The following is a 25,927-nucleotide window of genomic DNA, read 5'->3' on the forward strand; positions in this document are numbered from 1 at the left end:
ATTTTTCCTTTATACTGGATAAAAAGGAGATTAGTATGTCAGAAACAAATCACGAAATTGATTCAAATTTTGCAGGTCGTTTAAATATCCTGCGTGCGGGTGTTCTTGATGCTAACAATGGAATTATTTCCATTGCTGGTGTGGTTATCGGAGTTGCCAGTGCCACGACCAATATCTGGATTATCTTTTTATCAGGTTTTGCGGCTATCTTAGCTGGTGCCTTTTCAATGGCTGGTGGAGAATATGTATCCGTTTCAACTCCAAAAGATACCGAGGAAGCTGCCGTTTCGCGAGAAAAACTCTTGCTAGACCAAGATAGGGAACTAGCCAAAAAATCCCTCTATGCTGCTTATATCCAAAATGGAGAATGCAAAACTTCTGCCCAACCCTTGACTAATAAGATCTTTCTTAAAAATCCACTCAAGGCTCTGGTAGAGGAAAAATACGGTATTGAGTATGAAGAGTTTACCAATCCTTGGCATGCTGCCATCTCTAGCTTTATTTCTTTTTTCCTTGGAAGTTTGCCTCCAATGCTCTCAGTGACCATTTTCCCAAGTGAATACCGCATCCCTGTTACTGTCCTTATCGTCGGTGTGGCCCTTCTTCTCACTGGTTATACTAGTGCCAAACTTGGAAAAGCCCCAACCAAAACAGCTATGATTCGGAACCTTGCTATTGGTCTCTTAACTATGGGCGTTACCTTCTTACTCGGACAACTTTTCAGTATTTAATACTCTTCGAAAATCTCTTCAAACCACGTCAGCTTCGCCTTGCCGTATATATGTTACTGACTTCGTCAGTTCTATCTGCAACCTCAAAACGGTGTTTTGAGCTGACTTCGTCAGTTCTATCTGCAACCTCAAAACGGTGTTTTGAGCAACCTGCGGCTAGCTTCCTAGTTTGCTTTTTGATTTTCATTGAGTATAAAATACAAGAAATACCTCGATTTTGAAGTCGAGGTATCTTTTTTTACATTTGCACAATCTTGCGATAGCTTCTTGAAGTAATCATGAAAATCAACACATAGGCGATGAGGAAGATAGCGCAGATAGACAAGGTCACAATCAACATCATAGTCGTATCTATTACACCAATCACTTTTAAAATCAGACTAAGCATATGGTAGGCAAAGGCGAGATGTATGAAGGCAAAGAGCAAAGGAAGGAAGAAAACAGTTAAAACCTGTTTGTTGATGGTTTGCTTAATTTGCTTTTTATCTAAACCGACTTTCTGCAAGATAATAAAGCGCTCACGGTCTTCATATCCTTCAGAAATTTGTTTGTAGTAGATGACCAGAACGGTTCCGATCATAAAGATAATGGATAGGAAAATACCGATAAAGAAGACACCACCAAAGAGGGCACTCATCTGAGAACGAGCATCTGCTAGATTGCTACCATAAACATAGCTATCTTCTGTGTTTAATTGAGCATTAAACTGATTGAGGTATTTTTCATACTCTTCAGCGACCTTGAGTTGTTCTTCTTCACTGATATTTACATTCATACCGCCGTAAAACTGATTATAGATAGCCGAATCTGGGAATTGATCCAAAAAGGATTGTAAATCAGGTACAACAAGGTAATTGTAATCAGCAGTCAAAATATTAAACTGATTTGGGACATGGTTGACAATGAAATCTTTATCAAATTCTTCTTTGACAGAAAATTGATGATCATTTAGAGTTAGAGCTTTCTGTTCTTTAACTCCCTCATTCTTTGCAAAGAGTCCGACCTCATTTCCTGAAAGAGACAGTTTTTGACCAGTCATATTTTCATAATCTTTTTGGTCAAATACCATGAAAACTGTTGTAGGTTGAACACGATTTTGTCCTTTTTCAAAAATAGTTAACTTATTTCCTTCTTGGTTTGCAACACCAAAGTAAGTATAACGAATCACTTCTTTCTCTTTAATCTTATAACCTTTGTCACTTGCAAACTGGCTCAAGAGTTTGTCTAAATCTTCTTTTTCAACATTTTGTCCTGAAACCCCAAAATCATGAGGATTTAGAACTTTTTTAAAGGATTCTGCGGAATTGAAAATGCTTGTCGCTGCTGACATGGTTACCAAAACCATTGTTGACAAGATAGCGATGGTTGCTAGTCCAACCGCATTTTTCTTCATACGGAAAATCAAGTTGGAAACAGAGATGAGGTTATTAGGTTGGTAATAGTATTTCTTATTTTTCTTTAAGATTTGTAGGAAGACTGTAATCCCTGCATTAAACAAGAGATAAGTACCAAAGATAACCAGCAAAACAGCTATGAAGAAGGTTGTTAAGGCTGTAAGAGGATCTTTTACCGTAAGGGCAAGATAATAGCCAATCCCTAAACTAATCGAACCAAGAATCGTTTGGAGAGGTAGGAAACGACCTTTTTTCTCACCACTAGCTTTCTCACGTGAGAGCTGAAGGGCATTCATACGGGCGATTCGAAGAGCATTCAGGAACATGAGACCTAGGAAAATCAAACCGAAGACAACAAGTACTGTAATGACAACTTTCATCTGGAAGGTAGCGACTAGTTCTACCTTTAATTTCATCAGTTTGAGCAAGAAAGCAAAAATCAACTTGTCAAACAAGCCCCCAATACCAATCCCTGCACCAACAGTTAGAATTCCAAATAGCACCAACTCCTTAAAGGTCATACTGATTAGATGGCGCTTTTCCAATCCCAACATGCCATAAATCCCCAGTTCCTTGGAACGATTTTTCATGACAAAACTATTGGCATAGAGGACGATAATGGCTGACGCAAGGGTGACGACAAACATACCAAATCCAAGTGTAGCCTGAATGGTTGTTCCTCCACGGATTTCCGCAATCTTTGGATTGAAGGTTAGAGAGTAAAAGAGATAGGTGACGGTGACTGCCAAGAGAACAGCCAGCGCAAAAGGATAGTAGAGCTTGCGGTTTTTAATCAAGTTCGATACCGCTAACTTATTAGTTAATCGAAACATACTAATTCACCTCGCTTGCCATGACAGTCAAGGTATCAGAGATTTCTTGGAACATCTGACGCTCTGTCTTCTCTCCACGGTAGATTTGATTGTAAAGAATGCCGTCCTTGATAAAGAGTACACGTTTAGCTCTGCTAGCTGCTGCTGTTGAGTGGGTTACCATGAGAATGGTTTGGCCGCGCTCATTGATTTCATCAAAAACATCAAGAAGAGCTGCAGAGGACTTGGAATCAAGGGCACCTGTTGGCTCATCCGCAAGGAGAATTTCAGGTTCTGTGATGATGGCGCGTGCTACTGCTACACGCTGTTTCTGACCACCAGAAATCTCGTAAGGGTACTTCTCTTGCAATTGGTTGATACCTAGATTCTCAGCTGTCACCACCAATTTCTTCATCATCTCCGTAATAGGTCTTCTTGACAAGACAAGCGGAAGCAAGATATTGTCCTTAACAGAAAGAGTATCTAGCAAGTTAAAATCTTGGAAGACAAAGCCTAATTTTTCACGACGGAAGCTAGAAGCCTGGGAATTTTTAATGGTTGCGGTGTCCGTTCCATTAAGATAAACCTGCCCACGACTTGGTTTATCCAGCATAGCTAGGATATTGAGAAGAGTGGATTTACCAGAACCAGACTCACCCATGATGGCAACGTAGTCACCTTTTTCCACGGTAAAGTGAATATCCTTGAGGGCTTCTACTTGGTTGCCCTGAAAACGAGTTTTATAAATTTTTTGAACGTGTTTTACATCTAAAAGTGTCATGAGAATCTCCTTTCTTAATATCCCATTAAATGAAATGTTGCTTGCATCATAGCGCATCCCAGTTGAACACGCTCGATATCTTTGTGGCTTGGTTTTCTTGTTTTCTTCTGTAAGATTTGTTTCATGATGTTACTCCTTTGTTCTTTATGAGTCTAGTTTACATCAAAAAAAGACCTCTTGCCATAACCTAACCTTACAAAAAGGACTTTAATCTTACATTTTTGTAAGATTGGGGGAAATGTAGGCAAAATTACTTATAAAATGATTTGATTTCCTATTTTTAAAATTGTAAAATATAAGTGTGAAAAGGCTTACTTTGGAAAGGGGGAATCGGAACTATCATTTGAGTAAGCTTACCTAGATAACATGCCATTAAATTCAACACTTTCAAATCGAACTACCTATAAGGAAAGAAGGTGCGCCTTAATGAAACACAAAGAATATATACTCATCGGACTTCTCTATCTCCTCTCTCCATTCATCGGTCAACTCTTAGTTGAAAAAACATACTTTATCGGTACAGAATTTACAGCTACTGCTTATGCTATTTGCTGGTTATCAGTTGTTATCAGCATCCACCATTTTTCCAAAAATGTATTGTCTCAGCATGAAAAATAGATTAGAAACATGAGTTCAAAAGAATGCTTTTAGTTTGTAGATGAAGCTGGAAAAATATTATTAAAAGTAAAAAAGCTTTAAATCAAGCAGTTTAGACTATTGATTTAAAGCTTTTTGCTTATTCTAAATCTTTTGTAAAACCTCACCAAAACCAGCCTTCATTATCGTCAATGGCTTGGGCTTCTTTGCGTTTGCGTGGGCCTGTTCCGTACATTTCTGCTTCGATTTCTTCCTTGGTTGGCATGACAGAAGCTAGGATGATATAGATAATCACACCAAGTCCAAAGTTTGCGACTGTAAAAATAGCAAATAGAAAACGAACAAGGGTAACATCAAAGTTCCACTTGTCTGACAGACCTGCCAGAACTCCTGAAATCATGCGATTTCGTCTCATTTTATAAAATTTACTGTTCATGATATTTCCTCTTTCTGCTAGGTTAGACATAGTATATCACGGGTAGGCTCGGCTTTCATCAGTCCTCAGGCTGATTTACTAGTAGCAACTTTCCTCGACAAACTCCACAGCGATAGCGTTTGGTATCAATCCTTCGCTTGCGCTGATAAGTTTGCTGGCAGGATTGGCAACGATAAAGCTTGATTGGCTTGGAGTTTCTATTTGGCAAGGTTGGCACAAAGCGTAATCCATCCACTGCTTCCAAAAGTTCCTTAAAATCCCGATCCTTGTGTTGATAGCCCTTCCCTTGAAAATAGAGGTGATAATGACAGAGTTCATGTCGGACAATTTTCCTAAAAACATCCAGACCCAGTTCCTGATAAACCTTGGGATTAAAATCCAAATGCCCATCTTTGGGGAAAAATCGCCCACCTGTCGAACGTAGACGCCTATTCCACTGGGCATGATGGATAAAAGGTCTGCCGAAGTCTTCTAGCGAAACCTGCTTGACGTAATCAGTTAGATTCATCTGGAGCTAGGAGCGACAGATTGACTTTTTCACGTTCAGTATCAATTTTCTTGACCCAAACGGTCACCAAATCTCCAACTGACACCACTTGGCTAGGATGTTTGATAAATTTGCGACTCATGTGGGAAATATGAATGAGACCGTCCTCGTGAATTCCAATGTCAACGAAGGCACCGAAGTCAACGACATTACGCACCACACCCTCTAGCTTCTGCCCAACCACTAAGTCCTTGATATCCAGGACATCTTGGCGAAGCATAGGTGCGTCAAAGGAATCACGGAAATCTCGACCTGGTTTGAGAAGATCTGCAATGATATCTTTAAGAGTTTCGGGACCAAGGTCTAGCCCTTGCGCCATTTCCTTGACTGAAAGAGACTTGAGTTTGCCTTGGGCTTCTTCATTCAGGTCCTTAATGTCCAAGCGTTTGAAAAGTTCCTTAACGGCAGCGTAATTTTCTGGGTGAACTCCTGTATTATCAAGAATATTGCTACTTTCAGGGATACGAAGGAAACCAGCTGCCTGTTCAAAGGCCTTAGCCCCCAAACGAGGAACTTTCTTGATTTGGGAGCGTGAAGTGATTTTTCCTTCTTCTTCACGGTATTTGACGATATTTTCAGAGATGGTTTTATTGAGTCCAGCTACGTGTGAAAGAAGAGCTGGGCTGGCTGTATTGACATTGACACCGACTTGGTTCACCACGGTATCCACGACAAAGTCCAGACTTTCAGACAGTTTCTTCTGACTGACATCATGCTGGTATTGACCGACACCGATTGACTTAGGATCGATTTTGACCAATTCAGCAAGGGGGTCCTGCAAACGACGGGCGATAGAAATAGCAGAGCGTTTTTCAACGGTCAAGTCTGGAAACTCCTGACGAGCAAGTTCGCTGGCAGAATAGACCGAAGCACCACTTTCATTTACGATGACATAACTAACCTCAGGAAAATCTTTAAGAACTTCCGCCACAAAGGCTTCACTTTCACGACTAGCAGTACCATTTCCGATGGCAATAATCTCTACACCGTATTGACCAATCAAGTCTGCCAAATCTTTCTTGGCTTCTTCGATTTGACGAGCTGATGCTGGTTTAACAGGATAAATGACCTGAGTTGTCAGCATTTTCCCAGTTGCATCAACGACAGCTAGCTTGGCACCTGTACGAAAGGCTGGGTCAAATCCAAGAACCATGCGCCCTTTTAGAGGAGCAACCAAGAGAAGATTGCGCAGGTTGTCAGAAAAGAGTTGAATAGCTCCCTCTTCTGCCTTCTCGGTTAATTCTGTACGAATACGGCGCTCGATAGCAGGCAAGACCTTTTTCTTAACGGATTGCTGAACAACTTCATCAATATAAGCATTTTTCACCTTGAAACGAGTAGCAAAAAAGGCAAGAATACGGTCCGTCGCATGTTCAAAACCAATCTTCAAGACACCTAGCTTCTCCCCACGATTGAGAGCCAAGGTACGATAGCCTTGCATAGTTCCAACTGTCTCTGAAAAATCATAATAAATCTGAAAAACCTGCTTTTCATCAAGACTTTCATCCTTGGCTTGAGAAGTGAGTTTAGAGTGTCTCAGCACTTCCTGATAAGTCATAGAACGCAAGGTCACATCTTCCGATAAGGCTTCGACCAAAATATCAACTGCACCGGTCAAGGCTCCCTTGCCAGTCGCAAATCCTTCACAGACGAACTTTTCAGCTTCTTTCTCCAAGTCAACTATATTCTGCAAAATCAAGCGAGCAAGAGGAAAGAGTCCAGCTTCACGGGCAATGGTTGCCTTGGTACGACGCTTTTCCTTATAAGGAAGATAGAGTTCTTCAACGTCTGCTAATTTTTCGGCAACTAAGATAGCTTCTTCCAATTCCTTGGTCAACTTACCTTGTTCTTGAATCTTAGCTAAGACAGCTTCCTTACGGTCATTGAGATTTGTCAGACTTTTATCCAAATCAATAATAGCCTTAATCGCCACCTCATCCAGACTACCAGTCATGTCCTTGCGATAACGCGCCATAAAGGGAATAGTCGCCCCTTCAGCTGTCAAACTTAGAACGGTATCAATTTGCTTTAACGTCACTCCCAAATCCTGAGAGATTTTTTCATATTTTTTATCCATGAAACTATTATACCACAAGCTAAACATTTTAAATTAACTCGTAGAACATTTAAAAAATATGTAGGGAATAGATTTATATGCTACAGCGCAATAACTTGCACTTAAAGAGCATTGCCACCTTTTTTAACCAAGCCATGATATCAAAAGTATTTAATGGATCAGACATAATAGCCAGTTCTGGAAGATGTTCCTGACCTGGAATAACACATTGACTTTTCAAATTTTTATATGGACGATTGACTAAAATTAATTTATTAGAATAAGGAAGATTATCCATCTTATTTAAAATTTCTTCACTAGCTGAATCTTTATTATCAAATTTAAAATATAGATTATCCCAATTTATGCGTTTTTTCTTTTTTCCCACTTAGTCCGTGCTTCTTCAATACTAGAATAATGTAGAAAATGAATATCTATATCCCCTAAGTGCCCCAAAGGATAAACTTCATGGGTCCAGCTCGGTGAAACAAGTTCCTCTTCGAAAACAAGTTCTTGTTCCATATAGTACCGAAAATCCTTTGTAAGTTTATAATAATCATCAGGAAGAATAAATAAACCAACAAAAGGTGTTCTATATTGGCTTTACAATAATAACTTCTATATCTTTAAATGTTTGTCTATCAACTATTAATAAAGACTCTAATAAACTATTTTTATCTCCTTGATGTAATAAAATAACACTGATTAAGCAAGTCAATTTTACTACCTCCTATAATTTTCTGATAATGATTTTCTTCTTATTTCAATTATATAATCATTTAGTTTTAAAAAAGCGTTCCAAACATTCAAAAATAGTTGGGACTTCCCTTAATAAATCTGTTCCTTTCTTTTTCAAGATAGCCCATGCTTGCTCAATAGGATTCAAATCTGGTGAATAAGGTGAGCCTCTACAAAGGCTTTCAATTCCTCTAAAGGAATCTTTCGGTTTTTGACGACTCGCTTTTTCCTCTCTAAGTGTCCTTGTTCACGTAAGTTCTTTTCCCACGTGAAGAGAGTTCTGACGCCAACATCAAAAACCTTGGCTGCCTCGACATGGCTGTGCCCCCTCTTTGATGTAATCTAATGCTCGCTGTTTAAAATCTGTACTATATGCCATAGCTTTATTATAACATGCTTGTTTGAAACTAAGCAACTATAACATTTTCCAAGGTAAATAATTAGAATGGTGTTCTAATACAGACACACCTAATTTACCTTTATTATATTTTATAGACCTACTAAGTAAGTTATAAGCCTCCGTAGCACTTTTAGTGAAAAGCACATTGTAGTTACTGGCACTTAGAAAATTTTTAATTTTTTTCTTAACAGCCTCATATTCATTAGAAAAAATTAAATCATTTTTTGAATTATGTCTCTTAATGTTTATTGGAATTCCTGAATAAACTTCTGTTAATTTATTAACAACAGCTTTTGGCTTGGGAACTGTAGCTGCATTATCAAAATAAATAATATCTGATGTTTGAAAAGAAAATAAATTCCTCAACATATTTCACCACTTTGAAAATCTACTACCATTAAAAATTTCTACTTCCTAAGATTTAAAATTCGATTTATGTAATACATTGTATTGGCACATCTTTTGGGAAATACAACTGGACCATTTAATACTACTACAGAAACTTCATCACTACTATGGCTTCTGCTGACTTCTCATGATTCCTTGTTACTATGCTTTAGGCGCTCATGAAACCTCACGGGATCAGTCCTAGATCTTTCTTCCTTTATAACAGAGGACGTTAAAAGGTTACAGTGAAAATAGGAAATCGGACGCAGAATCTTTGGACTCTAGGAAGATTTATCTTTTTCACACAAACCTTAGTCCGAATTCAATTACTTTCATGACTTACAGATATAAGTTACGACTACCTATTTGGACTTTAGAGGTCTTGGCTATCTCATCTGCTAGATAGGCTTTCCTAGCACCTCTCTGTTCCTAGAACCAGGATTTCGCTATTCTTTCCTCTAACGGTTTTTATTCTAACGTCAGGGTCTATCTCCAGACCGTCTTCGTCCGCTACCTCACGATAGTCAGGATTGAGGGTCGCTATTAGGTTCATCGGTAGCTAGTGCCCACAGAGGACTTGTTCCTCAGATGTAGGCCATGACCCGTCGTACCTAAAAAACTATCCGACCTTAACTTAAGACCAGATAGTTCATCATTTTTATTTTTCAGCTGTAAGGGCAGCCATTGTGATGTAGTTGTATGGTTTGTTGAAGTGTGGCAAGAAGAAGAGGTCTGTCAATGCCAATTTATCAATTGTTACATGCTCTTGGACAGCAAGTGAGAACATGTGAATTCCCATGCTGATTGAAATATCGTGTGAAACCATTTGGGCACCAAGAATTTCACGGCTATCTTTGTCAAAGACAATCTTAATCGCTACTTCATGGTTATCGTGTTTCATGAATTCTGGTTTTTGAAGATCGTTAAATCCTGTCTCAGTCGCATTGTAACCTGCAGCTTTTGCTTTTTCAAGAGTCAAACCAGTTGAAACCATGTGAAGACCATAGATTGAGATACCGTTTGAACCTTGAACACCGATTCCTTCCAATTCATGTCCACAAGCATTGTAGGCACCAACGATACCAGTACGAACTGCGTTTGAAGCAAGGGCGATGTAGCTTGTGTCTTTACGAGCATTATCATAGACAGTCGCACAGTCACCAACTGCAAATACACCTGGAATTGAAGTTTCTTGTTTCTTATCTACAAGGAAAGCACCATTTCGGAAGAGTTCAATCTTACCGTCAGCAAGAGCTGTGTTAGGACGGAAACCAACCGCAAGAACAACCATATCCACATCAAAAGTTTCTTTATCGGTAATCAAGCGTTCAACTTTACCGTCACCTTCGATTGCTTTAACAGTTTGACCAAGAGCCAAGCGGATGTTGTGGTCTTCCAAGTTCTTCGCCATCATTTGTGTAAAGTCTTTGTCATAGTAACCGTTCAAGACAGTATCAACGATATCGACAAGGACAACTTCTTTTCCAAGACGCTCAAAGGCTTCAGCAAGTTCAACACCAATGTAACCACCACCAACAACGGCGATACGGTCAAGGTGTTGGCTCTTGTCAGCAAGTTTATTGATCACTTCTTCAGCGTTTTGGTACAATTTCACGAATTGTACGTTTTCAAGAGTTGCTTTAAATTCGCGGTTTCCTTTAAGAATTTCAACACCTTCTATTGGTGGCAAGATTGGTGTAGAACCTGTAGCGAAAATCAATTTCTCGTATGATTCTTTGTGCTCTTTTCCTTCAACTTCGGCTGTGACTACTTTGTTATCATAGTCGATTGAAAGAACAGGTGAGTTCATGTAAACCTTAGCACCTTTAGCTTCCAATTTTTCTTTATCAGAATAGAACAAGCCTTCAGCACCGTCAATTTGATTACCAATCCAAAGAGCCATTCCACACCCTAGGAAAGAGATGCTAGAGTTTTGGTCAAATACAACAATTTCGTTCTCATTTCCAAAATTATCCAACATAGTATTAATACATGCTGTACCAGCATGGTTAGCACCGACTACAACAATTTTACTCATAAAAAATTTCCTACTTTCATTCTAAATTTACCTTACTAGTATACCATTTATTGTCAGCGTTTACCAGAGGTTTGCTATTACTTTATCATTTTTTATCAAAAACAATTCTCCATTTATCCTAATTTCAAGCCTAATGAATTTTTTTAAGCATATTTCTTGACTTTTTCCAAATTTAATTTATGAAAATTCTAGCTTTATGGTATTATAATAACATGAAAATAAAATACATGGTCTTCCATTTATATAATTATTTGATATTGCAACTTATTTTCTACAAAAGAAAAAAGTTGCTAGCTTGCCTCTTCGTTCACATTCTGAACTCCTAACGGGAACCACTATCACTATTTCATTAGTTAATGAGTGAGCAGATATCTTACTCCAAAAATCCTTTGATTTGCTCAAAAAGCTTGAATACCATTTCAATGCCAATAGTCAAGAATCTGAGTTGATGGAAATCAATTATCAAGCAGGAATAGCCCCCGTCACTGTTCATCCAGACCTGTTTGAACTGATTTCACTTGGTTTAGAGCATAGCCTAGCACTCTATAGCCAGCTCAACATCAGTATTGGTCCCCTAATTCAAACCTGGCGCATTGGTTTTTCAGATGCCAAAGCTGCACAACCTCAAGAAATTGAAGCGGTGCTGTCTCTAATCAATCCTCATGATATCGAGTTAGATTCTTCTACTTCCATTGTATTCTTAAAGCAGAAAGGAATGAAAATCGATTTAGGTTGTTTAGTCAAGGGTTATAGTGCAGATAAAGGGTGCCCAATTTCTTAGAAAAGAGGGTATGACTTCTGCCTTGATCAATCTGGGAGGGAGTATCCTGACCATTGGAAAAAATCAGACAAGAGGGGATAACCCTTGGCAAATCGAGATTCAAGATTCAGCCAATCCGAGGGGAAATCACTTAATGACCATTCCCGTTGTCAATCAATCTGTCGTGACTTCAGGCATTTATGAACGTCACCTGACAGTCGATGGACAAGATTACCATCACATTTTTGACAATAGACTTCCTGCAAAACTAGAATCCTAGTTCATGATTGATAATGCCAGCAATCAAATTCATTCGTAATCCGAAGCGTTTACGATGATTTCGATAGGTTGTTGAAAATATTTTAAACGTTTTCATAGTGAAATGAAATAAGAACAGGACAAATCAATCAAGACAGTCAAATCGATTTCTAACAATGTTTTAGAAGTAGATATGTACTATTCTAGTTTCAATCTACTATACTTTGGCAAAAATATTCTCAACCTTGCTGCTCCCCTTAGATAGCGCATGGTTACAGGCCTTCTCTTCAGCTGTTAGCGGCTTGAGTTTGCTGGATTTACGTGGAGTTTGTGCTTGAGGATATATCTTCATGAGCCTTTGATAAGCACTGTCAGCCAAGATTTTACCAGCTTGTCCGATATTTCTGCGACTCATTTTGAACAACTTCATATCATGACAATAGTTCACAGTGATCTCCAAAGAAACAATTCTCCCTTGACTTGTGACAATCGCTTGAGCCTTCATAGCGTGGCATTTCTTTTTACCAGAATCATTCGCTAATTGTTTTTTTAGGGCGATTGATTTTTACTTCCGTCGCATCAATCATTACCGTGTCTTCAGCACTAAGGTGAGTTCTTGAAATCGTAAAACCACTTTGAACAAGAGTTACTTCAACCCATTGACTCCGATGGGTTAAGTTGCTTTCGTGGATACCAAAATCAGCCGCAATTTGTTCATAAGTTCGATATTCTCGCACATATTGAAGTCGCCATAAGAAGGTATTCTAGGCTTAATTTAGGTTTTTATCCATCTTTTGCGTGTTTAATTTTTAATACAGCTAACATCTCTTCAAAAGTCGTGCGCTGAACACCAACAAGACGATTAAATTGTGCATCAGTTAGTTGTTTACTTGCTTCATAATTCATAGAACTATTATACCATATTTTGTTTCGCAGGAAGTCTAATAATAATATTTATCTTTCCTATCGAACGCTTTCAATCTTCCAACTATTCCACCCCTTAAAGCGTATAGCTCCTTGCTTGTCAGTTCGGTAAACTTTGCTATTGATACCTTCCAGTCGTGTCAAAGTTTCCTGATGGGGGAGTTTCGTTCGATTGTTCTTTCCAACTGAGATGAGAGTCATCTCTGGTTTGAGCTGTTCTAAAAAGTCTGAACTTAATGATTTTTTAGAGCCATGTTGGCTAGCTTTCAAAACATCCACTTCTAGGTCAGGATAGTGCTTCAGCATGTCCTTCTCTCCTTTCTCCTCCAAATTTCCAGTGAAAAGAAAGTTTTTATCCAAGAGTTTTCCATACAAAACCAGGGTATCTTCATGATCTCCAATTTTCCTTGGAGATAGGACTTCTAACTGACTTCCAAAAATTGGCAAGTTCTCTCCTGCTGTCACACTGCGCACCTTGGTTTGAGTCGCCTGTAGTTCTGCCACAAATTCCTTCTGTTTCAGACTTCCTTTTGATACTAAAATCTCCCCTACATGAAAAGCCTTGGTCACCTCCAACAAATCTCCAACATGTTCCTTGTCCGTATTTGTCAAAATCAGCTGGTCAATCTTGGCTACTCCTCGACTTTTGAGATAGGGAATCAAGGTTCGCTGGGCATTGCTGGTCGTCGCCTTTTCTTGCCATTTTTCAATTTTCTTATCAGATTCTGCCTTGCCACCTACATCTATGAGAATGGTCTTCCCAGTTACATCCCTTAGGAAAATACTTTCTCCTTGCCCCACATCCAGCATGGTAATTTCATTTTCCAGTGGATGCTTGGTCAAGAAAAAGAGACCCACAATAAGTAAGCTGAAGCCAGCTACTCTTTTGATATTTTTCCTCAAATCATAGACCAAAGCCAAGGAAATTAACAATAAAATTAAAAACCATGCATTAGGTTGTCCAAAGACAAACGGCCTACTTGTCATCTGCGAGACCAAGCGAATCATTCCCTCCAACCATTCAAAGATAAAATTCAGTTGAATGACTGGATAGAGAAAGGAAAGGGCAAATAAGATAGACAAGAGCGGTAAGAAGGTCAAGTCAAATAGAAAGGAAAAGACAAAGGTCAAGAGGATGGACCAAGGTTGAAATTCCGCAAAATAGAAGGATAGAATGGGCAATATGCCCAAGGAGATGACTAGACTTTCACTAGCAACAGCCTTGAGCCCCTCCCCTTCTTTGCTGGTCATGGTCAGGATAAAAGCATAAGCGCAGGACAAGACTCCTCCTGCTGTCAAGAAAAAGTTTGGCATGACAATAAAGAGGAGAAACACTGTCAAGGCAAAATTATCCAAGCCCTTAACCCCATGTTGAGCCAGTAGCTTTTGCAAGAGACTGCGAATAACCGATGCTGAAAATCCAGTTAGTCCCGCATAGATAAGGGAAAAGGGATAAGTCAGCCATTTCAACTTTTCTTGGGTCAAGCCCAATCGCAAGAGAAGTTTCTTAAATCCGTTCATGAAAAAACCTACCTGCATGCCAGATAGGGCAAAGAGGTGGATAATTCCTAGACTGGAATAAAGCTCATTCATCTCCTCAAAGTCGGTGTCCAGATGTCCCAGCAAGAGTCCTGTCATGTAATTGCGCATAGGGTCTGGAAAGTGCGTCTTAATCCAAACCACAGCCTTTCGACGTAAACTGGACAAGTTTTCTCCTATATCCCAACTGCCAATCTTTTGAAGTGACTGGATTGTTTTGATATTGAGAGTCTGGTAAATTCCCTGAGTCTTCAGATAGGCTTGGTAATTAAAGCCACCAAAATTTCTCTGCCCTTCTGACTCCGAAAGCTTCCCTTCTAGTCCTATCTCATGCAGGTCGGTTAAAGCTTGAAAGGCTTCTTTCTCCTCCTCGGACTGGAGTTTATAATAGACTTGAAAAATGCGTCCATCAGCCTTGCCGCGAAAGGACAGACTATCACCATTGACCTTAACAGTGTCAGGCAGAATCCGTACCCTTTCAACAGAATCCGCCAGATTTTGACTCGCTTGGCTCTGTTGCCAATTTTGAAACAGAAACCAGAAGCCAAAGACTCCACAAATCACTAAAACTTTGCCTGTTGATTTCCATGGAAATTGGAAAAAGAGACAGACTAGCAGAAAAACAAAGCCCAACAAAGCAAGATAGGATGCTGAGAAAATAGCGTAATAAAACCAAAGTAACAAAAAACTCAGGTAAATTAGGGGAATGGGGATGTTCTTAATCCACTGTAACATAGTCTTTTAGCTTTTCTATGGTCTTAGCACCAATGCCAGAGACCTTCTTGAGTTCATCAATCGACTTGAATTTCCCATTTGCCTCACGATGGTCTATAATGTCCTGAGCTCGTTTTCCTCCCAGTCCCTTAACCTGTTTAAGCTCTTCCAGACTGGCCTTGTTGAGATTGACCTTCTTTTCCTTGCTTGTTGAAGAAGCTGTCCCCGAACCAGTCTGTTGACTAACTGCTTCTTCTCCCTTAGTAGGAACGTAAACCAGAGCCTCATCACTAACTTTCTGAGCTAGATTGAGCGACTTGCTGTCTGCTTGCTCTGTCAAGCCACCAGCCTTCTGAACAGCATCATTGACTCGACTACCTACAGGCAAGTCATAAATCCCTGGCGATTTGACAGCACCTTTGACATCTACTGTGATTAGATCTTGTTCAAGGGGTTCTTCCTTCTCTTCCTTGTTCACTTCCTTTTCGGATACCAAATCCTTGGAAACAGCTGCAACTTCAGCCTGCAAATTCGTTTCCTTTACAGGTGTTTGTGGAGCTGGCTTTAGCAGGAAAAATCCGCCTACAAGCAAGCCCAGACCAGTACAGATGACGATGATTTTATACTCTTTGATTTTCTCGATAATTGCTTCCATATTTTCTCCTCTCTTAGATTATTCGTAAGAGGAAGAAAAAACAGTCGAAAAATTTCTTTTCAACTGCTTATTTATTTGCAAAATAGTCTTCCTTGGTCAAGACATAATGAACTCTTGTCACGATTCGGCCTTTTTCATGCTGGTCCATACAAGCATAAGCTTCTTCGTGGGAAAAACGCATGCCTGATTTCTCCATGACCTTTCCTGACGCGGGATTAGCCTTATCGTGTAAAGCAACTAACTTATTCATTCCTATCTTCTCAAAAGCTAGCTCAATTACGGCACGATTGGCTTCTGTCGTCAATCCTTGATTCCAATACTTTTTATTGATAATGTAGCCAATAGCTGCCTTCTTAAGAACAGGATCAATCTTGTGCAAGTCAATGGTTCCGATAAACTTGCCGTTATCTTTTAATTCAATCCCCCAGCGTCCCAAGGGATTAGCCAAGTAGAACTGAGCAATATTATTCTTGGTTTCTTCTACATTTTGATTGGTTGAAAAAGTGTAACGTGTATTATCCTTGTCCGAGGCATAGTCAAACATTGCTTCCGCATCATTCAAAGTTACAGGTCTAAGCAACAAACGCTCTGTCTCGACTATGGGATACTGAGCTAGTTTTAAAAAGATTGATTCCATACGTTTCTTCCACTTGAAACCTTTCTAATCTAATATAAGGATATTGAATAAAACATTTAAAAAGCAAACTTATAGTAGATTGAAATAAGATATAAACAAATCAATCAGGAAAGTCAAATTAATTTCTAAAAATGTTTTAGCAGTCACAACGTACTATTCTAGCTTCAATCTACTATAGATTTAGTATTGAGATAACTTTAAGTACAAAAGAACTATCCTTCATATAGAGGTTGAGAATCTAATTCTTCACTCTCTTCTTTTTTAACCGGTTCTGGTTCATAGGCTCGGATAATCTGAGCGACAACTGGGTGGCGAACCACATCCTTGGCTGAAAAATGAACAAAGTCAATCTGGTGAATGTTCTTGAGTTTCTCTTGGGCATCAATCAAACCGGACTTGACATTGCGTGGCAGGTCAATCTGACTGATATCTCCATTGACAATCATCTTAGAATGAAAACCTAAACGAGTCAAAAACATCTTCATCTGCATAATGGTCGTATTTTGCGCCTCATCGAGAATGACAAAGGCATCATCCAAGGTCCGTCCACGCATATAGGCAAGGGGCGCAATCTCAATAATTTCACGCTCCATGAGTCGAGTTGTTTGGTCTTTCCCCAGAATCTGATACAAAGCATCATAAACAGGTCGAAGGTAAGGATCTACCTTCTCCTTAAGATCACCCGGAAGAAAACCTAGACTCTCTCCTGCTTCCACCGCTGGACGTGTCAAGATAATCCTCTTGACTTGCCCACGTTTAAGTGCAGTCACTGCTAAGGTCACTGCAAGAAAGGTCTTCCCTGTACCTGCTGGCCCAATTCCAAAGGTCACATCATGCTGTTTAACACTGTCCACATAAAGTTTTTGACCTAGTGTTTTGACACGGATAGGCTTCCCTGTATTATCCTTGATAATTTCTTCTTCATAAAGGGCGACAAATTTGTCGATTTCATCGTTTTTGACCATGCTAATCGCAGTCACTACATCTGGTGTGCCGACTGTCATTCCACGATTTACCAAAACCATCAAGGCTTGAATAACTTGTCTAGCTTCCTCACAAGCTGACTCCCCCCCCAAGACTTGTACAATCTCTGTACGAGCATGAATCACCACATCAAGCTCTTCTTCCATCAAACGAAGATGGCGCTCATTGGAACCAAAAAGATGAAACAGGTCATCTGGATGACTCAGTTGAATGTCTATTGAATGTTCCTTCAAATAAAGAACCTCTCTAATCCTTTTATTTCTTTTTATTATAGCAAAGGGATGGAGAAATTACTAGCCCAAACCCAATGAATCATGCTAGTGTTCTAAGTATTCTTGCCAGATAGCGTCAAAGTCTCCTAGGTTAAAAGAGAAACTGGCATGTTCTTCCAAAAAGCGACTCACCTCATCAAAATCATCTGTGTGTTTTGGAAAAGCTGATTCTTCAAAGGCTAGGTCTGCTAGGATAGCTTTGGGACTGTTACTTTTAGGATTGCGCTCGGTCATGAGCCAAGTGTAAAATGATTTTCTCATATGTCACCCTAGATCAATTCTGTCCCAAACTGGTCTTGCTTGATTTTACCAGCCTTCATAAGACCACCTAAAACTTTCTTGAACTGACCTTTAGAAATGCCAAAGGTTGCCTTGATGTCATCTGGAGATGACTTATCATTCAAGGTCATGAAACCGCCATTGCTTTCCAAATAAGTCAAAATCATCTGGGCATCATTTTCCAACATTTCAAACGAACGTGGTTTGAGGGAGAGGTTCAGAGTGCGGTCCACTTCGCGGAAACCAATGACACGCGCATCTAAAACTTGCCCTAAACGTGGCTCTGCATAGCGCTCGCTAGGATGGATAAAACCAAGCATGTTATTTTCTGGCAGGTAAACAAAAGTTCCTGACAGCTTGAGGCGGTATACAATGGCTGGCCAGTTTTGGTTCTGCATGTTGTTGTAGGCAGGTCGAGCCAGACGTTGGAAGTCTTCTTGATAAGCCAAGAGTCCCCAGATACGATCTTTCTTGTCCACTTCAAGACGGATGTAGAGTTGATCACCCTTCTTAGGCCAGAGTTCCTTGAGCTCAGGGAGAATATCGAGTGACACAACGATTTCCTTGTCAGGAAGGCCTGTATCCACAAAGACACCCAAGTCTTTACGAACTTCTGTGACACGTCCCCAACCAAATTGGTCCTGAGTGGCAGTCACTTCTAGAGTTGTCAAGCGGAGTTTTTGCTTCATATCCGTGTAGGCAAAACCTTTAACCGTATCCCCTACTGTATGTTGACCTTCTTCCTTGGTAAGAGCATAGGTCTGGCCATCCTTTTGAACAAAGTAAAAACGGTCGTTTTCATCGATGATGAGTCCAACGATAAAACTTGCAAGATTTGTATTCATATTTCCTTCTTTCGAACAAAACTCAGCCAGCAATGCCAACTGAGTTTTTCTGTTTATTTTTAGACTTCCAAGAGTTCTTTCTCTTTGTTGGCAGTCATGTCGTCGATGTGTTTAACAGCATCATCTGTTACTTTTTGAATGTCTTTTTCAAGAGTCTTCAATTCGTCTTCAGTGATTTCTTTTGCTTTTTCTTGTTTCTTAGCTTCATCCATAGCATCGCGACGGATATTGCGGACAGCCACTTTAGCATTCTCACCGACTTTCTTCACTTCTTTAGCAAGGTCACGACGAGTTTCTTCTGTAAGAGCAGGGATAACCAAACGAATTACAGAACCATCGTTAGCTGGTGTGATACCAAGATCAGAAGCGTTTAAGGCACGTTCGATGTCTTTCAATGAAGACTTGTCAAATGGTGTTACCAACAAAACACGCGCTTCTGGAATGGTAATTGAAGCAATTTGGTTAAGAGGAGTTTCTACTCCATAGTATTCTACATGTACACGGTCGAGTAAACTTGCGTTGGCACGACCAGCACGGATACCACCAAATTCACGAGCAAGTGATTGGTGAGACTGGGTCATTCTCTCTTTAGCTTTTTCAATAATTGCGTTAGCCATAATCTTTCTTATTCCTTTTCTTCGATATTATTTGAAACTGTTGTTCCGATATTTTCACCAAATACGACACGTTTGATGTTGCCTGGTTGGTTCATGTTGAAGACAACCAAGTCAATGTCGTTATCCATTGAGAGGGTTGAAGCAGTTGAGTCCATGATACGAAGACCTTTATTGATAACGTCACGGTGGGTCAATTCTTCAAACTTAACGGCTGTCTTGTCCTTCTTAGGATCGGCATTGTAAACACCATCGACCCCATTTTTAGCCATAAGGATAGCATCCGCTTCGATTTCAGCTGCACGAAGGGCCGCTGTTGTATCTGTTGAGAAGTAAGGTGAACCAATTCCGGCACCAAAGATAACGATACGGCCTTTTTCAAGATGACGAAGGGCACGTCCACGGACATAAGGCTCTGCCACTTGTTGCATTGCAATAGCTGTTTGCACACGCGTATCAACACCAACTTGTTGCAATGAATCGGCCATCACAAGAGCATTCATAACAGTCCCAAGCATTCCTGTGTAATCTGCCTGAACGCGGTCCATACCTGCTTCTGCTGCAGGTTCTCCACGCCAGAGATTTCCTCCACCGATAACAAGGGCAATTTCGATACCTAAGCTATGAACTTCTTGAATCTCTTTTGCGATTGTTTGAACTGTTTGGATATCAATCCCTACGCCACGTTCACCGGCAAGGGCTTCACCTGATAACTTGATTAAAATACGTTTATACTTGGGATTCGCCATTTTCACTCTCCTTCTTTTATCCTACCTATTTTATCACAATTTCTAAGATTTTTATAGTATCATGAGCGATTCTTTCAAAAAAATTAGACAGTCAAAAATTCCTCTAAATCGCTGAGGGCACGCTCTGCAATTTTTTCATAACGAGCCTTCTTATCACGGATACGTTCGCCTTCCAACTCCTTGATAATCCCAAAGTTGACATTCATTGGTTGGAAATGTTTGCTGTCGGCATGGGTGATGTAATGAGCTAGACTTCCAATCGCTGTTGTCTCTGGGAAAATAGCCTCACTTTCACCCTTGAAGAGTCGAGCCGCGTTAATACCTGCAACTAAGCCTGATGCTGCGGACTCTACATAGCCTTCCACACCCGTCATCTGACCAGCAAAGAAGAGATTTGGTTGTTTCTTAGAACGGTAGGTCTGCTCCAGAAGATTTGGTGAATCCATGTAAGAATTGCGGTGCATGACCCCATAACGAACAAACTCCGCATTTTCAAGACCTGGAATCATTTGGAAAACGCGCTTTTGCTCTCCCCATTTAAGGTGGGTTTGGAAACCGACGATATTATAGAGGCTACCAGCTGCATTGTCCTGACGAAGTTGAACCACCGCATAAGGGGTTTTAAATTCTCCATCACGAGGACCTGTGTAGTCGTCTGGATACTCAAGACCGACTGGTTTCATAGGACCATAAAGCATAGTTTTAATGCCTCGTTTGGCCATGACTTCGATTGGCATACATCCTTCAAAGTACTTTTCTTTTTCAAAAGAATTGAGCGGTGCTTCTTCCGCATTGACCAAGGCTTCATGGAAATCCATAAACTCTTGCTTGGTCATTGGAGCATTGAGATAGGCTGCTTCTCCCTTATCATAACGAGATTTGAGATAGACCTTACTCATATCGATAGTGTTGACATCGATAATAGGCGCTGCTGCATCGTAGAAATAGAAGCCATCGCCATTATTAAGGGCATGAATCTTTTCAGCCAGGGCATCGCTAGTCAAGGGACCAGTCGCCACAACTGTAATAACATCTGTTGGCAATTCTGTAATTTCATCACGCACCACTTCAATCAAGGGGTGGTTGACCACTTTTTCGGTCACCATTTGAGAGAAACCATCACGATCCACCGCAAGGGCTCCACCGGCAGGAACACGTGTAGCCTCAGCAGATTCCAAGATAACAGAACCCAAGCGACGCATTTCTTCCTTGAGAAGACCAACTGCATTTGTCAAAGCATCCCCACGCAAAGAATTGGAACAAACCAACTCAGCAAAATTGTCTGTTTTGTGCTGAGGAGTCGACTTGACACCACGCATTTCATAAAGTTTAACTGGAATACCACGCTCTGCGATTTGGTAAGCTGCTTCAGAACCTGCCAAACCAGCACCGATAACATTGATATAAGATTGAGACACGACACTAATACCTCTTTGGGAGTGTGAAGTTAAGATTCACATTGAAAAAGCCAATCAGACTTACGAGCTTTCGAGTTTCTTGGCTCAGGCTGAAAAAGTCCATTGGACTTACTTCGCTCTCGAATTTCTTGGCTCAGGCTGAAAAAGTCCCCCAGACTTTCCTCGCTCTCGAATTTCTTGGCTCAAGCTGAAAAAGTCCCCCGGACTTTCCTCGCTCTCGAATTTCTTGGCTCAAGCTGAAAAAGTCCCCCAGACTTTCCTCGCTCTCGAATTTCTTGGCTCAAGCTGAAAAAGTCCCCCGGACTTTTTCACTCCCACAAATCTTTCTATTTTTTTCTTCTACTAGTATAACAAAAAAAGGGAAGAAGGCAAACTTCCCTGTTTATACTAAATGAAAATCAAAGAGCAAACTAGCCGCAGGTTGCTCAAAGCACTGCTTTGAAGTTGTAGATAGAACTGACGAAGTCCAGCTCAAAACACTGTTTTGAGGTTGTGGATAGAACTGACGAAGTCAGTAACCACACCTACGACAAGGCGACGTTGACACGGTTTGAAGAGATTTTCGAAGAGTATTAGTCATTTTCTTGATTTTCTTCCCAATCATGGTAGGCAGCGTAGAGCTGGCTTTTATTCCACTGGTAAATCTTAGCGACTTCCTTGATAGCTTGATTTTTCTTCATGCCTTGCTGGATACGGGCTTGGATTTCTAAGAACAAGTCCTCCTCGTCTTTTTCCTCCACATCCTGACTGGCACCTTCAACAATGAGAAGGCATTCTCCTTTAAGTGGCGTTTCAGCAATGCTTTCCAATAACTCAGAAATGGTACCGCGTTGGTATTCTTCATAGATTTTAGTCAATTCCCTGACCAAGACAACCGAGCGGTTACCGTAGACTTCTAACATATTTTCCAACGTATCTGCTACACGATGAGGCGATTCATAGAAAATCTGAGTTTCAGGATAATCTTTTTTCGAGTCGAAAAATTGCTTTTGCTGGCCTGATTTTCTCGGTAAAAAGCCGTAAAAGATATGTGGTTGTGGCGCTAGACCACTGGCAATCAAGGCAGAAATTCCTGCAGAGGCACCTGGAACAGTCACAACTGCAATTTCTTCCTCAATAGCTGCCTTAACCAAATCATGACCAGGGTCTGAAATGCTAGGCAAACCGGCATCAGAGACCTGAGCAATACTTTGCCCTGCTTTCAAGAAACCAATCAAATCAGGAATTTTTTCCTTGGCATTGTGCTCATGAAAACTGATCTGCTTGGTGGAAATGTCAAAATGCTTGAGCAAAAGCCCTGTATTGCGCGTATCCTCAGCAGCAATCCAATCTACTTCTTTCAAGGTCTGGATAGCACGAAAAGTCATATCATCTAGATTGCCAATCGGCGTTGCCACTAGATACAGCTTGCCATAGGGAGACTGCCCCTTAAAACTTTTTTGAATTTGCATGCCTACTCCCTGTATAACAACTCATCACAGAACATACATTCTTCGTCCTGCTCTCGACGTTGTCCATAAAAATCATTACATACGTGAAATCCATCACGGTAAATACGACGGACACTTTCGCGAACATGCTTGGCCTTGACGGGAGCGTCTGCTTCCACCTCACCCAAGCGTTCTCGCAACTTACTATTTTCCAAGCGAAGAGCTGTATTTTCTTCTACCAAGCTCTTGAGATTTTTCTTGATGGCTTCCACATCGGCTAAGGTTACCAATAATTGTTGGGAAAAATCATCCAGCGCGTCAAATAATTCTTTTTTGTCCATAAAACAGCCCTTTCCTTTCTTTATCATTCATTTTTGAGTTTATATTTCTTTCAAGACCAGATATTCCATGGCATTTTGAAAGCTGACATTAGCTTGCCACATTTTTCTAGCTTCTAGTAAATCTTGTAGAATCACTCTTACTCTTACCTGCAAGAGGTCCTGCCCACAGAGAACTTCAAGAATCCGTAAAACCTGATCCTGTTTTTCCTTATCATCTGCCAAGTTGGCTAATTTGGCAACCTGTAGATAACTTTCTTTTTTCTTAGCTACTAACCAAGTCAGCAGGCGTTCACTTTCATCGACCAAGGTCCAAAAACTTGCCTGATTAGCCAACTTTTCTGCTTCAGCTCGCGATTGACTAAACTTAGTTAAAAGAGTCGCTTTTTTCTTAACAAGTCCCATTTGTTCTAAGAGTAAGATAAGTTTTTCTTCTTGCTTTTTAAAGTGGAAGATCTGAGTCCGACTTCGGATTGTCGGTAACATCTTTTCCTCATCGCTAGTCAAGAAGAAAATATAAACTTCACTCTGGGGTTCTTCGATGACCTTGAGCAGAGAATTGGCTGCGTTGGGATGCATTTTATCCGCTTGCTCGATGATAAAGACCTGTTGCTGGCTTTCAATCCCTGCTTGAGAAAACTGTCCCACCAATTCCCGAATGCGTTCTGTCTTGATGACCTGATTGACTGGCTTAATCAAGGTGACATCTGGAAACTCTTCCTGTTCAATCAGCTTGCAACTTCGGCATTTCTCACATGGTAAGACGCCAACTTTATCCGTACAAAAGAGGCTCTTAGCTAAAAATTGCGCCATTTCCAAGCTTCCAAAGAAACCTGAAAAGAGATAGGCGTGATTGAGCTGGTCTTGTTCTAAGATACGGACAAAACGGTCAAACTGATCTGGTTGCCAAGCCTTTAGTTGATCTTGTTTCATTTGGCCAAGCCCATTCCGTCAAACAAGACAGCCTTGGTAGTTTCCACAACTTGCTCCAAAGGGAGACTAGCATCAATCTTGACAATGCGATTTCCCTCTTTATCCAGAAGAGAAAGGTAGCCTTGACGAACTTTTTTATGCAAGTCCAACCCTTCCAAATCCAAACGATTAACCTCGCGGTCACTATTAGCAGCAATACGAGCCAGTCCTTCTTCCACCTCGATGTCAAAATAGAGTGTCAAATCGGGTTTGAGGCCATCTGTCGCAAACTGATTGAGCCAGTCAATGGCTTCAATATCTAAGCCACGACCAAATCCCTGATAGGCAACAGAACTATCGATAAAACGATCCATAATGACCAGCTTGCCAGCTTCAAGGGCTGGAAGAACTTTTTCCACCAAGTGCTGTCTGCGACTGGCAATATAGAGAAGCAACTCTGTCTTCGCATCCATCTGAGTATGACTTGGATCCAAAATTACTTCCCGAATCTTCTCCCCAATCAAGACTCCGCCAGGTTCACGGGTCGTCAGCACCTCTACCCCTTTTTCCTCTAAAATTGGTAGCAGAGCCTCTAAAACACTGGTCTTTCCTGCTCCCTCTGGTCCCTCAAGAGAGACTAAAAATCCTTTTGACATGTCTAACTCATTTCTTTTTTACTACTTCTATTCTATCAAAAAAATAGGGGTTTGTGACAATCTTTTTGTCTTCTCATTTCATACTCAATGAAAATCAAAGAGCAAACTAGGAAGCTAGTCGCAGGTTGCTCAAAACACTGTTTTGAGGTTGCAGATGGAAGCTGACGCAGTTTGAAGAGATTTTCGAAGAGTATCAACCACCATAAAAGAGGCAGACAAATCCACCTCTTATTTACCTAGTTCTTGTGTTCGTTTGTAGGCTTGACCAACTGCATCCATGACCGTTCCTCGAAAAGCATGCGCTTCTAGGCTCGCTACACCAGCGATAGTCGAACCGCCTGGGCTGCAAACTTGGTCTTTCAAAACTCCAGGATGTTGCTGACTTTCAAGGACCAATTGTCCAGCTCCTACCACAGTTTGAGCTGCCATTTTCAATGCTGTTTCTCGTGGCAATCCAGTCTGAACACCTGCATCTGCCAAGGCCTCGATAAAAAGATAGACAAAGGCTGGTCCACAACCTGCAAGACCTGTCGCTGCATCTATTAAGCTTTCTCCAAGTTCAACCAAAAGACCAGCCTTGGCTAAAAGCTGACAAAAGAGCTCACTGTCCTCAGCCCTGCAATTAGAAGACAAGGCATAACTAATCACTCCTTGTCCGATAGAAGCAGGGGTATTGGGCATCATACGAATAATTCTGTGCTGACTTGGAAGAAGACTAGCGAGTTTTCCCAAGGTCAATCCAGCTGCCATCGAAATCAAAAGAAGACTCTCTCGTTTTTCAAGGATAGTCTGGTATTGAGAAAGCAAGTCTGAGAACTGAGCAGGCTTCACTCCTAGAAAAATCACATCTGCTTCTGCAAACATTTCTTCATTGCTGGAAGCCTGACCACCAAAGTCTGCAATGAAAGCATCTACCTTAGCTTGACTACGATTGGCAAGGAGAATCTCATCTGACGTCCTAGTCTGCAAGATAGATTTTGCCAAGCTAGCACCCATATTCCCCAAACCGATAAATCCAATCTTCAT

The 25,927-nt window shown here is 40.7% G+C and carries 24 protein-coding genes and 5 pseudogenes; 3 read left to right on the top strand and 26 right to left on the bottom strand.

Going from position 1 to position 25,927, the window contains the following annotated elements:
* Positions 1-35: 35 nt before the first annotated feature.
* Positions 36-731, top strand: a complete 696-nt coding sequence (locus SPPN_RS06380; RefSeq protein ID WP_000005256.1) for a VIT1/CCC1 transporter family protein — start codon at positions 36-38, stop codon at positions 729-731.
* A gap of 28 nt (positions 732-759) precedes the next feature.
* Here SPPN_RS06380 and SPPN_RS13940 read toward each other — a convergent pair whose 3' ends face one another.
* Genes SPPN_RS13940 through SPPN_RS06390 form a run of 3 tightly spaced genes read right to left on the bottom strand, consistent with a single transcriptional unit; the run spans position 760 to position 3,718 of the window.
* Positions 760-918 carry a hypothetical protein gene (locus SPPN_RS13940; RefSeq protein ID WP_237701454.1) on the bottom strand — a complete coding sequence of 53 codons (159 nt, stop codon included), beginning with the start codon at positions 916-918 and terminating at the stop codon, positions 760-762.
* Between the two features lie 51 nt (positions 919-969).
* Entirely contained in the window at positions 970-2,958 is a 1,989-nt protein-coding gene (locus tag SPPN_RS06385) for an ABC transporter permease (RefSeq protein ID WP_000489385.1), read from the bottom strand.
* Position 2,959: 1 nt separating this feature from the next.
* Entirely contained in the window at positions 2,960-3,718 is a 759-nt protein-coding gene (locus SPPN_RS06390) for an ABC transporter ATP-binding protein (RefSeq protein WP_000173358.1), read from the bottom strand.
* Positions 3,719-4,144: 426 nt separating this feature from the next.
* Here SPPN_RS06390 and SPPN_RS06395 point away from each other — a divergent pair, with 426 nt between their 5' ends.
* On the top strand, positions 4,145-4,336 hold the full coding sequence (locus tag SPPN_RS06395) for a hypothetical protein (protein WP_000680781.1): 192 nt from the start codon (positions 4,145-4,147) through the stop codon (positions 4,334-4,336).
* A 142-nt stretch (positions 4,337-4,478) separates the two neighbouring features.
* Here the strand turns inward: SPPN_RS06395 and SPPN_RS06400 are convergent, their stop codons facing one another.
* The 7 genes and pseudogenes from SPPN_RS06400 to nox form a co-directional block, all read right to left on the bottom strand.
* Positions 4,479-4,751 (bottom strand): PspC domain-containing protein, encoded by a 273-nt coding sequence (locus tag SPPN_RS06400; RefSeq protein ID WP_001085048.1) that lies wholly within the window; start codon positions 4,749-4,751, stop codon positions 4,479-4,481.
* Positions 4,752-4,809: 58 nt separating this feature from the next.
* A complete protein-coding gene (locus SPPN_RS06405) occupies positions 4,810-5,259 on the bottom strand; it encodes a SprT family protein (RefSeq protein WP_001054508.1) in 450 nt (149 codons plus the stop codon).
* Positions 5,246-7,375: a Tex family protein gene (locus SPPN_RS06410; RefSeq protein WP_014017280.1), complete on the bottom strand. Its 2,130-nt coding sequence runs from the start codon at positions 7,373-7,375 to the stop codon at positions 5,246-5,248. Before SPPN_RS06410 ends, SPPN_RS06405 begins: the two co-directional genes overlap by 14 nt.
* Before the next feature lie 101 nt (positions 7,376-7,476).
* Positions 7,477-7,954: pseudogene (locus SPPN_RS11405) on the bottom strand (DUF1919 domain-containing protein); the annotation flags it as partial.
* A gap of 300 nt (positions 7,955-8,254) precedes the next feature.
* A pseudogene (locus SPPN_RS14465) lies at positions 8,255-8,471 on the bottom strand (IS630 family transposase); the annotation flags it as partial.
* Positions 8,472-8,507: 36 nt separating this feature from the next.
* A complete protein-coding gene (locus tag SPPN_RS06420; RefSeq protein ID WP_000945719.1) occupies positions 8,508-8,861 on the bottom strand; it encodes an aminotransferase class V-fold PLP-dependent enzyme in 354 nt (117 codons plus the stop codon).
* Between the two features lie 676 nt (positions 8,862-9,537).
* A complete protein-coding gene (gene nox, locus SPPN_RS06425; protein WP_000036802.1) occupies positions 9,538-10,917 on the bottom strand; it encodes a H2O-forming NADH oxidase in 1,380 nt (459 codons plus the stop codon).
* A 295-nt stretch (positions 10,918-11,212) separates the two neighbouring features.
* Here nox and SPPN_RS06430 point away from each other — a divergent pair.
* Positions 11,213-11,954, top strand: a pseudogene (locus SPPN_RS06430) (FAD:protein FMN transferase); the annotation flags it as partial.
* On the opposite strand, the pseudogene SPPN_RS12865 reads toward SPPN_RS06430, so the two are convergent.
* The 16 genes and pseudogenes from SPPN_RS12865 to proC all read right to left on the bottom strand — a co-directional run.
* A pseudogene (locus tag SPPN_RS12865) lies at positions 11,946-12,050 on the bottom strand (IS5/IS1182 family transposase); the annotation flags it as partial. The pseudogenes SPPN_RS06430 and SPPN_RS12865 overlap by 9 nt on opposite strands.
* Before the next feature lie 105 nt (positions 12,051-12,155).
* A pseudogene (locus SPPN_RS12110) lies at positions 12,156-12,841 on the bottom strand (transposase family protein); the annotation flags it as partial.
* A gap of 57 nt (positions 12,842-12,898) precedes the next feature.
* Positions 12,899-15,133 carry a DNA internalization-related competence protein ComEC/Rec2 gene (locus SPPN_RS06440; RefSeq protein WP_000942433.1) on the bottom strand — a complete coding sequence of 745 codons (2,235 nt, stop codon included), beginning with the start codon at positions 15,131-15,133 and terminating at the stop codon, positions 12,899-12,901.
* Positions 15,117-15,767, bottom strand: a complete 651-nt coding sequence (locus tag SPPN_RS06445; protein WP_000387332.1) for a helix-hairpin-helix domain-containing protein — start codon at positions 15,765-15,767, stop codon at positions 15,117-15,119. The genes SPPN_RS06440 and SPPN_RS06445 overlap by 17 nt, the downstream gene beginning before the upstream one ends.
* Positions 15,768-15,834: 67 nt before the next feature.
* Positions 15,835-16,404, bottom strand: a complete 570-nt coding sequence (locus SPPN_RS06450) for a GNAT family N-acetyltransferase (protein WP_000443735.1) — start codon at positions 16,402-16,404, stop codon at positions 15,835-15,837.
* Positions 16,405-16,616: 212 nt separating this feature from the next.
* Positions 16,617-17,621: a PhoH family protein gene (locus SPPN_RS06455; protein ID WP_000658205.1), complete on the bottom strand. Its 1,005-nt coding sequence runs from the start codon at positions 17,619-17,621 to the stop codon at positions 16,617-16,619.
* Positions 17,622-17,705: 84 nt separating this feature from the next.
* Entirely contained in the window at positions 17,706-17,921 is a 216-nt protein-coding gene (locus tag SPPN_RS06460) for a YozE family protein (protein WP_001232084.1), read from the bottom strand.
* Positions 17,922-17,929: 8 nt separating this feature from the next.
* Positions 17,930-18,784, bottom strand: a complete 855-nt coding sequence (gene cvfB / locus SPPN_RS06465) for an RNA-binding virulence regulatory protein CvfB (protein WP_001095471.1) — start codon at positions 18,782-18,784, stop codon at positions 17,930-17,932.
* A gap of 59 nt (positions 18,785-18,843) precedes the next feature.
* Entirely contained in the window at positions 18,844-19,401 is a 558-nt protein-coding gene (frr, locus tag SPPN_RS06470) for a ribosome recycling factor (RefSeq protein WP_001262225.1), read from the bottom strand.
* Positions 19,402-19,409: 8 nt separating this feature from the next.
* A complete protein-coding gene (gene pyrH / locus SPPN_RS06475; RefSeq protein WP_000002996.1) occupies positions 19,410-20,147 on the bottom strand; it encodes a UMP kinase in 738 nt (245 codons plus the stop codon).
* 83 nt (positions 20,148-20,230) lie between these two features.
* Entirely contained in the window at positions 20,231-21,565 is a 1,335-nt protein-coding gene (gene trmFO / locus SPPN_RS06480; protein WP_000083733.1) for a methylenetetrahydrofolate--tRNA-(uracil(54)-C(5))-methyltransferase (FADH(2)-oxidizing) TrmFO, read from the bottom strand.
* Positions 21,566-22,137: 572 nt separating this feature from the next.
* On the bottom strand, positions 22,138-23,016 hold the full coding sequence (rsmI, locus tag SPPN_RS06485) for a 16S rRNA (cytidine(1402)-2'-O)-methyltransferase (RefSeq protein ID WP_001166876.1): 879 nt from the start codon (positions 23,014-23,016) through the stop codon (positions 22,138-22,140).
* 2 nt (positions 23,017-23,018) lie between these two features.
* Entirely contained in the window at positions 23,019-23,336 is a 318-nt protein-coding gene (gene yabA / locus SPPN_RS06490; RefSeq protein ID WP_000358228.1) for a DNA replication initiation control protein YabA, read from the bottom strand.
* A gap of 39 nt (positions 23,337-23,375) precedes the next feature.
* A complete protein-coding gene (locus tag SPPN_RS06495; protein WP_000806730.1) occupies positions 23,376-24,266 on the bottom strand; it encodes a DNA polymerase III subunit delta' in 891 nt (296 codons plus the stop codon).
* Entirely contained in the window at positions 24,263-24,901 is a 639-nt protein-coding gene (tmk, locus tag SPPN_RS06500) for a dTMP kinase (RefSeq protein WP_000033362.1), read from the bottom strand. The genes SPPN_RS06495 and tmk overlap by 4 nt, the downstream gene beginning before the upstream one ends.
* A gap of 228 nt (positions 24,902-25,129) precedes the next feature.
* Entirely contained in the window at positions 25,130-25,927 is a 798-nt protein-coding gene (gene proC, locus SPPN_RS06505) for a pyrroline-5-carboxylate reductase (RefSeq protein WP_000689689.1), read from the bottom strand.

Origin of the sequence: Streptococcus pseudopneumoniae IS7493, assembly GCF_000221985.1 — a bacterium.
GTDB lineage: Bacteria > Bacillota > Bacilli > Lactobacillales > Streptococcaceae > Streptococcus > Streptococcus pseudopneumoniae.